5 protein-coding genes are annotated in these 7,361 nt (G+C 66.2%); 1 reads left to right on the forward strand and 4 read right to left on the reverse strand.

Translation table 11 applies throughout. The annotated features are described in order from the left end of the window. Nucleotides 1-3 precede the first annotated feature (3 nt). Nucleotides 4-2,286 (reverse strand): ATP-dependent DNA ligase, encoded by a 2,283-nt coding sequence (locus A5648_RS18125; RefSeq protein WP_065025854.1) that lies wholly within the window; start codon nucleotides 2,284-2,286, stop codon nucleotides 4-6. A gap of 62 nt (nucleotides 2,287-2,348) precedes the next feature. Here A5648_RS18125 and A5648_RS18130 point away from each other — a divergent pair, with 62 nt between their 5' ends. Next, nucleotides 2,349-3,254: a Ku protein gene (locus tag A5648_RS18130; RefSeq protein WP_065025855.1), complete on the forward strand. Its 906-nt coding sequence runs from the start codon at nucleotides 2,349-2,351 to the stop codon at nucleotides 3,252-3,254. Here A5648_RS18130 and A5648_RS18135 read toward each other — a convergent pair. The 3 genes from A5648_RS18135 to A5648_RS18145 all read right to left on the reverse strand — a co-directional run bounded on the left by A5648_RS18135 (nucleotide 3,217) and on the right by A5648_RS18145 (nucleotide 7,181). Beyond that, the gene (locus tag A5648_RS18135; protein WP_065025856.1) at nucleotides 3,217-6,063 is read right to left on the reverse strand and encodes an RND family transporter; all 2,847 of its coding nucleotides are present in this window, start codon (nucleotides 6,061-6,063) and stop codon (nucleotides 3,217-3,219) included. The two genes, A5648_RS18130 and A5648_RS18135, sit on opposite strands and share 38 nt — an antisense overlap. Then, on the reverse strand, nucleotides 6,060-6,506 hold the full coding sequence (locus tag A5648_RS18140) for an MmpS family transport accessory protein (RefSeq protein WP_207511752.1): 447 nt from the start codon (nucleotides 6,504-6,506) through the stop codon (nucleotides 6,060-6,062). The genes A5648_RS18135 and A5648_RS18140 overlap by 4 nt, the downstream gene beginning before the upstream one ends. Nucleotides 6,507-6,575: 69 nt before the next feature. Then, entirely contained in the window at nucleotides 6,576-7,181 is a 606-nt protein-coding gene (locus A5648_RS18145) for a TetR/AcrR family transcriptional regulator (protein ID WP_065025858.1), read from the reverse strand. Between the last annotated feature and the right edge of the window lie 180 nt (nucleotides 7,182-7,361).

The raw sequence follows: 7,361 nt of genomic DNA on the forward strand, positions 1-7,361 counted from the left end.
CGGTCAATCCTCACGTACCACCTCGTCGGGCGTTTTGTCGGGCCGTAAGCCACGCCAACTCGGTTGGCGCAGCCGGCCGTCGCCGGTCCGCTCGCTGTAGCGCACCTCCCCCACCAGCGTCGGTCGGACGAAGGTAACGCCCGCGGCATCGGCCCGGCTCAGCGGCGCGTCAAAGGGGGATTCGTCGGTGTGCAGCGGGGTCAGCTTCTTCTTCAGCGCGGCCAATTGACCGTCGGTGAACCCGGTGCCCACCCGGCCGACGAACGCGAGCTTCTCGCCCGCCGGGATGCCCATCAGCAGCGACCCGATCCCCCCGCCCCGGGCGCCCTCGCCGGCTCGCCAGCCGCCGATCACGACCTCTTGGGTTCGCCAGTGCTTGGCCTTGACCCACGCCGGTGACCGGCGGCCGGGCTGATAGGCCGAGTCCCACTTCTTGGCCACCACACCCTCCCAGCCCAGGGCGCGGGACTGTTCGAGCGCCTCGGCGCCGTCGGGGGCCAACAGGTCTTTGACCACCACACCGGTTCCCTGCGCAAGCGTTTCCAGCAGGCGGCGACGGTCCCGGTAGGCCGCCCGCAGCAGCGGACGGCCGTCGAGATAGAGCAGGTCGAAGGCCCAGAACTCCACTCGGGTCGAGCGGGCGCTGTTCTGCATCGCGGCGAAGCTGGGAACACCGTTGTCATCGAGTGCGACGATTTCGCCGTCCAACACCAGGTGGTGTTCGGCGAGGTCGGCGGCCAGCGACCCCAGCTGCGGGTATTGGCCGGTGACGTCGCGTCCGCTGCGGGCGCGCAGCCGCACCCGGCCCCGGTCGGCCTCCACCAGCAGCCGGTAGCCGTCCCACTTGCCTTCGAAGGCCCAGCCGTCCGGATCCAGGTGGGTCACCGCGCCGTGGGTGGCCAGCATCGGGGCCAGCTCGTTGAAGGTGAATGCCTGCTGTTCTTTCATCCGGTGCGCCAGCCACTGATCGCCGCCGGTGCGGATCAGCGCGTATCGGCCGGTGATCCGGTTGCCCTGCAGCACCACGATCACCTCGCCCTTCTCGGGCGTGTCCTCGAATTTCTCGGTCACGTAGCTACCGGAATCCCAGATGTGCACCGTGCCGGCGCCGTACTCGCCCTTGGGGATGGTGCCCTCGAAGCCGCCGTACTCCAGCGGATGGTCCTCGGTGCGCACCGCGAGATGGTTGACCGCCGGGGTGTCCGGCAGGTTCTTGGGTACCGCCCAGCTGACCAGCACGCCGTCGCGCTCCAGCCGGAAGTCGTAGTGCAGCCGGCGGGCGTGGTGCTCCTGGATGACGAAACTGTTGCCGGCGCCCACCGCCGGGGCGGTGGCAGGCACCGGTTCGGGGGTTTTAGCCGCGTCGCGTTTGGCCCGGTATTCGGTGAGCCGGTCGTGTCTGGGCAGCGGCGGGTCCAGCCCGGCCAGCAGGTCGCCGTCGCGCTCGACGCGGGCCAGCACCTCGTCGTAGCGCAGCTGCCGCAGCTTCGGGTCGTCCAGCTCCGCCCAGGTACGCGGTGCGGCCACCGTCGGGTGCTCGCGCCCGCGCAGCGAGTACGGCGCGATGGTGGTCTTCGCCGCGTTGTTCTGGCTCCAGTCGAGGAAGATCTTGCCGGCCCGCAGTTTCTTGGTCATGGTCGCGGTCACCAGCTTCGGCATGGCGCTTTCGAGTTGTTGCGCAACGCGTTTGGCCACCGCGGCCGCGCCGGAGCTGGCCACCGGACGCTCCAGTGTGGTGTACAGGTGCAGTCCCTTGCTGCCGCTGGTCAGCGGGAAGATGTCCAAGCCCAGTTCGGTCATCAGTTCGCGGATGGCCCGCGCGACCTCGGCCAGTTGGCTCATCGTCACGCCCTCGCCGGGGTCGAGGTCGAACACCAGGCGAGTCGCGGGGCCGGGTTTGAGCACCTCGCCGGCGCGCGTCCATTCCGCTTCGAAACGCCACTGCGGTACGTGCACTTCGAGTGCGGCCTGCTGGGCGATCCAGGCCAGGCCGTCGAGGTCGTCGATGATCGGATAGGCGGTGGTGCCGGAGCGATGCTGCACCTCGCCGCGGCGCAGCCAGGCCGGCGCCGAGCTGGCCAGCTGCTTTTCGAAGAAAGAGTCCTGTTCGACACCGTTGGGCCAGCGTTTGCGGGTCGCCGCGCGTCCGGCGATGTGCGGCAGCATCACCTCCGCGATACGCGTGTAGTAGTCGAAGACGTCGGCCTTGGTGGTGCCCGTCGCGGGGTAGAGCACCTTGTCGGCGTTGGTCAGCTTCACCCGGGTCTTGGAGGACTCAGCGCCCATACTGTCAACCTACGTCGCGTCGTTACCGGTTACGCGCATGTTGGGGTGGGCATACTGGCCTCATGCGTTCCATCTGGAAGGGTTCGATCGCATTCGGTCTGGTCAACGTCCCGGTGAAGGTCTACACCGCCACTGAGGACCACGACATCAAGTTCCGTCAGGTGCACGCCAAGGACAACGGGCGGATCCGCTACCGGCGGGTGTGCGAGGAGTGCGGTGAAGTCGTCGACTACGGCGACATCGCGCGGGCGTATGAGGCCGACGACGGCCGGATGGTGGTGATCACCGATGACGACCTCGCGAATCTTCCCGAAGAGCGCGACCATGAGATCGCGGTGCTCGAGTTCGTCCCGGCCGCTGATCTGGACCCGATGCTTTTCGACCGCTCCTACTTTCTGGAGCCAGCGACGAAATCGATCAAATCCTATGTGCTGCTGGCGAAGACGCTGGCCGAAACCGACCGGGTGGCGATCGTCCACTTCACCCTGCGCAACAAGACCCGGCTGGCGGCGCTGCGGGTCAAGGATTTCTCCAAGCGCGACGTGATGATGGTGCACACCCTGTTGTGGCCGGACGAGATCCGCGATCCCGACTTCCCCGCCCTGGACGTCAAGGTCGATATCAAGCCGGCCGAGCTGAAAATGGCCGGGCAGGTAGTCGAATCGATGGCCGACGACTTCGACCCCGACCGCTACCACGACACCTACCAGGAACAGCTGCACGAGTTGATCGAGGCCAAACTAGAAGGCGACGAGGCGTTCACCCCCGAGGAGCGGCCCGCCGAACTGGATGCCACCGAGGACGTCTCCGACCTGTTGGCCAAGCTGGAGGCCAGCGTGAAGAAACGCTCTGCCGCCAAAGAAGCCCCCGCCAAAGAAGCCCCGGCCAAGAAGGCTCCGGCGAAAAAGGCACCGGCGAAGAAGGCGGCCGCTAAGAAGGCTCCGGCGAAGAAGGCCGCCGCGAAGTAGCGCCGACCAGCGCGGGCCGCTGGCGTACCCGCTGCGGCCACCAGAACCAGCGTCCGAGCAGCGTGGCGATGGTCGGTGTCATGAACGACCGCACGATCAACGTGTCGAACAGCAAGCCCAACGCGATGGTGGTCCCGATCTGGCCGAGAATCCGCAGGTCACTGAAGATGAACGACGCCATGGTGGCGGCGAACACCAAACCGGCCGCGGTCACCACCGACCCGGTCCCGCCCATCGCCCGGATGATGCCGGTGTTCAAGCCGGCACCGATCTCCTCTTTGAACCGTGAGATCAGCAGCAGGTTGTAGTCCGATCCCACCGCCAGCAGCAGGATTACGGCCAGGGCCAGCACGATCCAGTACAGGTGAATGCCGAACAGGTACTGCCACACCAGCACCGAGAGCCCGAATGAGGCGCCCAGCGACAAGGCGACGGTGCCCACGATGACGATCGCCGCGACCAGGCTTCGGGTGATGATCATCATGATCAGCAAAATCAGGCTCAACGCGGCGATCCCGGCGATCAGCAGGTCGTACTTCGCTGCGTCGGCGATGTCCTTGTAGGTCGAGGCGGTGCCGGCCAGATAAATATGCGAGCCCTGCAGCGGGGTGCCCTTGACGGCCTCCTTCGCGGCGTCGCGGATCTTGTCGATGTGCGCGATGCCTTCCGGGGTCGCCGGGTCGCCCTCGTGGGTGATGATCATCTGCGCGGCTTTGCCGTCCGGCGACAGGAACAGCTTCATCCCGCGTTTGAACTCCGGATTGTTGAACGCCTCGGGCGGCAGATAGAAGGAGTCGTCGTTCTTGGCTTCGTCGAAGGCCTGTCCCATGGCGGCCGGGTCGTCGTTGGCGGCCGCGGACTGGTCGCTGATGCCGGAGTTAGTGGCGTAGTTGTTCAACGCCAGGTCACGGTTGACCCGCTGGCTTTCGATCTGGGACGGGATCAACTCCACCAGCTGCGGTTGCAAGGCGTCCAGTTGGTCGAATGCCGTAGTGAGCTGTTCGAGCTTTTCGCTGAGCTTGTCGATGCCGTCCTGCAGGTCGAACACGTTGCGCAGCGCCGCGCACACGGGGATGTCGAAGCAGTGCGGTTCCCAGTAGAAGTAGCTGCGAATCGGCCGGAAGAAGTCGTCGAAGTTCGCGATCTGGTCACGCAGGTCGTTGGTGAGGGCGACGGTGTCGTGAAAGCTCTGGGTTTGGGTGTGGGTGGCATCGGCGAGTTGCTGCTGCAGCGCGTATTGCTGTTCCAGTGTGTGGACCGACTTCTCCGCTTCAGCGGCCTGCTTGAGCAGATCGGCCGCCCGGTCCATCTGGTACTTCAGGTTCTGGGTCTGCGCGACGCTGCCCTGGCCGACCGCGAACGGTATCGAGGTGTGCTTCAGCGGGGTGCCCAACGGCCTGGTTATCGATTGCACCTTGGCGATGCCCGGGGTGTGGAACACCGCACGGGCGACCCGCTCCAAGACCAGGAAGGACGCCGGGTTGCGCAGATCGTGGTCCGATTCGATCATCAGCAGTTCCGGGTTCAGCCGGGCTTGGGAGAAGTGGCGTTCGGCGGCCGCGTAGCCGATATTGGCCGGGGCGCGGTCGGGCATGTATTCGCGAGCGTCGTAGCTGGTCTTGTAGCCCGGCAGGGCGAGCAGACCGATCAGGGCGACCGCGCACGCCACCACCAGGATGGGCCCGGGCCAGCGGACGATGGCGGTGCCGATTCTGCGCCAGCCGCGGGTACGCATCGCCCGGGTGGGTTCGAAACGGCCGAATCGGCTGCCCAGCGTGAGCACGGCCGACGTGAGGGTCAGCGCGGCGATCAGCGCCACGAAGATGCCGATCGCGGCGGGCAGTCCCAGGGTGTGGAAGTAGGGCAGCCGGGTGAAGCTCAAGCAGTACACCGCGCCGGAAATGGTCAGTCCCGAGCCGATCACGACGTGGGCGGTGCCCCGGTACATGGTGTAGAAGGCGGTTGCTGGGTCTTCGCCGGCCGCGCGTGCCTCCTGGTAGCGGCTGATGATGAAGATCGCGTAATCCGTCCCTGCCGCGATCGCCAGTAGGGTCAGCAGATTGGTTGAGTACGTGGATAATCCGATGACCTCGTGGTAACCGAGGAATGCGACGAATCCGCGAGCGGCGGCCATCTCGATAGCGACGGTGAGCAGCGCCAGCAGGGTGGTGGCCACCGAGCGGTAGACGGCGAACAGCATGACGGCGATGACCAGGAAGGTGATCGCGGTGACCTTGTTGGTGCCCTCGCTGCCGACCGAGAACTGGTCGGCGACCAGCGGCGCCGCACCCGTCACGTAGGCCCGGACGCCGGGCGGTGCCGGCGTGTTCTCGACGATGTCGCGGACGGCGGCAACCGATTCGTTGGCCAACGTCTCGCCTTGACTTCCGGCCAGAAATACCTGCGCCAGAGCGGCTTTGCCGTCGTTGCTCTGCGAGCCGGCGGCGGTCAGCGGGTCGCCCCAGAAGTTCTGAATGTGCTGGACGTGCTCGGTGTCGCGTTCCAGCTTGGCGACCAGGGTGTCGTAGAAGCGGTGGGCATCGGCGCCGAGCGGCTGCTCGCCTTCGATGACGATCATCGCCGCACTGTCGGTGTCGTACTGCTGGAACACTTTTCCAATGCGTTTCGCCGCCTGATACGACGGCGCGTCCGGGGAGCTCATCCCCACGTTGTGGGCCTCGGCGACCACTTCAAGCTGCGGCACCAGACTGTTCGTGACCGCGGCCAGCGCCACCCAGAACAGCACGATCGGCAGTGCCAGACGGCGAATGATGCGCGGCCAGAAGGGCCGTCGGCCGTCCTCGCTCATCCGGACTTGTCCAAGCAGAAGGTGTAGGCGCTCACGGTGTCGACGATCCTTTCGTCTTTGAGCTCGCCGTCGATGAAGATGCGGCAGCCCAGCATGTTTCCGTCGCCCTGTGCGCGCAGGTCGGCGATGACGGCCGGTTCGGTTGTGGTCTCCTGATACCGCCAGGGCAGCGGGGCGTCGACGACCTGCTGTGGGGCGGCGTTGACATCGAGGTAGTTGATGGTGGCGACGGCGCCCGGAGCGCCGAAGACCTCATAGACGACGTCCTTGGGGTTGAACGGGACGATCTCCTCGCCCGCGTCGCTGGAGGTCGACGTGGTGTCGCCCGCGCCGAAGATGCCGTGCAGCCGGTAGACGCAGAATGCCGCGACGGCGACCACCGCCACGGCAACTATGACCATCCACCCACGCCGGACCAGCGGAAAAAGCGACGGTCTGCGCACCGACCAAGCGTACGGTACGGAACCGTACGGCTCAATAGTCCGGCGGCGGCGATTTCATGACCGCGGGCCTCAGCGTGCGCAGCGGGTCAGACTCGGAATGACCACTTCGTCGACGAGATCCGCCACCGTGCGCGCCGTGGTCGCCCGGCCCGACACCAGAGACCGGAAGATGAGGTATCCGGGCAACACGTCCCACAGGTCGTCATTGACGGCGGCGGCATCGATCTCCCCGCGATCGACGGCCTGCCCCAGGATGTGGAGCATCAGCGCCTTGCGCTGATCGATGAACTGGTGCTGCATTGCATCGTTGAGCGCGGGGTTTCGCGACACTTCCACCAGCACGGCGCGGATGGTGCTCGCATGCTGCGCGGTCTGCTCGCAGACCAGCTCGCCCAGCCGCACCAGATCGCCGCGCAGAGTGCCGGTGTCGGGCGGGACGGCGACCTGGCGGATGCCCTCGGTAAACGCGGCCAACACCAGTTCGGCCTTCGATGGCCACCGCCGGTACACCGTGGCCTTACTCGCCCGCGCGGTCGCCGCGACCGCATCCACCGTCAACCGGTCGTAGCCGTTCTCCTGCAACAGCTGCAGCGTGACTTCCAACAGCTCGACTTCACGCGGCGACCAGGTCGAGGTGCCGGCAACGTCGAGGTTCTGACTCACGGCATCAACCATAGAGCGCCGCCGGCAAAGTCGGCGGAGCGTTTCAGCTCGCAGTCGATATCGCCAGATAGGCGGCGGGAGTGTGGTACTGCCGGCGTGAGTCATCTGTTCATCACGTCAGGGTGGGGCTTTGTTGAGTGCGCGTTCGGAGTTGATGCGGTGGGCGCGGTCTTGGATTCGGGTGCGTTTGCG

The sequence above is a fragment of the Mycolicibacter sinensis genome, from assembly GCF_001673565.1.
GTDB classification, from domain to species: Bacteria; Actinomycetota; Actinomycetes; order Mycobacteriales; family Mycobacteriaceae; genus Mycobacterium; species Mycobacterium sinense_C.